This is a genomic window from Actinomycetota bacterium (assembly GCA_030682655.1).
Classification (GTDB): Bacteria; Actinomycetota; Coriobacteriia; order Anaerosomatales; family JAUXNU01; genus JAUXNU01.
Window position 1 is genome coordinate 1 of sequence record JAUXNU010000110.1, and the last position, 1,989, is coordinate 1,989.

Consider the following 1,989-nt stretch of genomic DNA (forward strand, 5'->3'; position numbering starts at 1 on the left):
GGCAAAGCGCTCCGGGGTCCACTCGGCCAAGTGGCGGTGCCGAGGCGGCATGTGCGCAAGGCAGGTGGTGGCCCGCCCCGGGGTGTCGTCCCGCGCATGTGACGCCACCCGGACCCCCTGGTGGAAGACCTCGACCACCGAGAGGGTGTAACGGATCTCCACTCTTTCCCGGGCGAGGCGATTGGGGACCGAGTAGAAGTGGCGGAGAAGCTCCACGTGGTAGTCGATGTGGACGCGGGCCTGCTTGCGGTCGCGGTGCTCATAGGGGCGCAAGGGCAGCGGACGGAGCGCCGGCTGCTCTTCTGCGAGGAAGACGCTCCGCCGGCTGCCGGGCATCTTCTGGAAGGAGCGCTCGTTCAGCTTGGCGAGTTCCCCGGCCACCGCCGTGCGCACCTCGTCGAGACTGAAGAACCGGCGTCGCCGAAGAGGCGCCATGATGCGCCGCTCCGCGAAAAGGACGCCGGCCTCCACTTTGGCTTTATCCCGGGGCCGGCCGGGACGGGTGGGCAAGACGCAGCAGCCGTAGTGCTCGGCCAGGGCCGTATAGGCGGGGTTGAGGTCGGGTTCGTAGTATGAGGGGCTGGTGACGCCCGTCTTGAGGTTGTCGGGGACCAAGAGCTCCGGACAACCGCCGAGGAACTCGAACATGCGCACATGCGCGGCGAGGAAGGGGGTAAGCTCTTGAGAGAGGGTGGGCTCGGCGTAGGTGTAGTTGGAAGCGCCCAAGACCCCAAGGAAGAGGTAGCAGGGGCGGATCTCCCCGGTCAGAGGGTCGACGACCGGGATGGTGTCCCCGGCCCAGTCGATGAACAGCTTCTCCCCGAGTGCGTGCTCCTGGCGCATGACGAGGTCGATGCCTTTGCGCCACTCCCGGAAGCGCTCGCAGAACCAGCGGTATTGGAAGCCGTCCGGGTGCAGGACCTTGTATTCCTCCCAGAGCAGGCGGAGGGTCACGTGCTTGCGGCGAAGCTCCTTCTGCACCCGCGCCCAGTCCGGCACCCAGGCGGGGTTGGCCTTGGGATCCCCCGCCCGGCGATAGAGGCGGGCCTCGAGCTCCCCCTCACCTATCTCCGGTGGGAGCGGCCAGGTGAGCCCCGTCGCCTGGAAGCGGGCCACGGTGTCCCAGACGGTGGAGGCCGAAACCGAGAGGGCCCGGCCGATCTTGTGGTTGCCGAGACCTCCCTCGAACTTGAGCCGGAGGATCTCTTTGGTCTTTCTCACAGACACTCTCCTTTGCGCCATCGGCCCGGGCCCCCTTCTTCAGTTGCAAGAAGGCCCACTGTGGCACGTCTTGAGAGCGTCGCTTATGTCACCCCTGCGGGAAAACGCCCATGCCGATCACCGATTCCGCCCGGGTGCCGAAAACTGATCGGCATGAGAGCGTTTTCGGTGATCGGCATCGACCGTACAGCCTGATCGGCATGCGGCGTTCTGGGTGATCGGCATGGAGCGTTTTCGGTGATCGATTTGGAGCGGAATACGCACGGATCCTGGGCGATGGTGGCTCCAATGTCGGTTGTCAGCTGCGCCATCCGGTGTCTCCTGGCACCTATCGTAGCATCCAGGTTGGACAGCGGCGTCGGGATGTCACGGACCGCGACTCCCCACACAATCGTGTCGTTCACCGTCATGTATCCGTGCGTCAGCTGGTTACGGAAGTCCACGATCTGCTGCGCCTGAGTGATGCGCGCGAACATATCGGGCGCGAGCCGGCGCAGTGCCGCGACGGCCTCGCCGATGGTGATGAACTCTCGCTCGACCGCCGACCGGATGAGGCGATTGGTCCGGTACGCATCCACGTCTACGCCGTGGACTGCGATCGCGAGCGCGTCGCAGGCCTCGACGATGTCGAGGACTTACGCTCGCACCTCACGCTGCATAGAGAATCTGCTTCGTGCGTTCGACCTCAGCGACGATGTAGCGATTCTTGATCGCGCCGCCCATGCCAGGTCGACCTTCGCGCCCAACAGCCCTCGGAACGCATTGAGT

2 protein-coding genes are annotated in these 1,989 nt (G+C 65.4%); both read right to left on the reverse strand.

The features are described from left to right. On the reverse strand, positions 1 to 1,221 hold a 1,221-nt coding region (gene istA / locus Q8K99_06355; GenBank protein MDP2182173.1), incomplete at its 3' end, for an IS21 family transposase. 83 nt (positions 1,222 to 1,304) lie between these two features. Further along, a complete protein-coding gene (locus Q8K99_06360; GenBank protein ID MDP2182174.1) occupies positions 1,305 to 1,820 on the reverse strand; it encodes a DUF86 domain-containing protein in 516 nt (171 codons plus the stop codon). Positions 1,821 to 1,989 lie beyond the last annotated feature (169 nt).